General features: G+C 65.5%; 1 pseudogene. It reads right to left on the minus strand.

Going from position 1 to position 310, the window contains the following annotated elements:
- Window positions 1–310, minus strand: a pseudogene (locus EN850_RS35255) (urease accessory protein UreE); the annotation flags it as partial.

Consider the following 310-nt stretch of genomic DNA (forward strand, 5'->3'; position numbering starts at 1 on the left):
GTGATTGTGCCCGGAATAGGCGCCGCGCACAGGACTGAACGGTTGCGAAACCTCGTTCACCGTGGCGCCGAGGCCTTCAAGCATCGCCTTGATGACATGGTCGCGCAGGATGAGGATGCGGTCGGCCTCGATCGCCGCCGCGAGGTGACGATTGCCGATGTGCCAGGCAAGCTCGGCGAGGTGAACGGCGTTACGGGCGCGGATATCGTAGACCTCCTCCGGCGCCGCGACGAACTCGAGCTGGCGGCCGGCTTCAAGTACCAGCAGGTCGCCATTGGCCAACGCCATCGGCTCCGGCAGGTCGACCATC

It is taken from the genome of Mesorhizobium sp. M8A.F.Ca.ET.207.01.1.1, from assembly GCF_004794715.1.
Classification (GTDB): Bacteria; Pseudomonadota; Alphaproteobacteria; order Rhizobiales; family Rhizobiaceae; genus Mesorhizobium.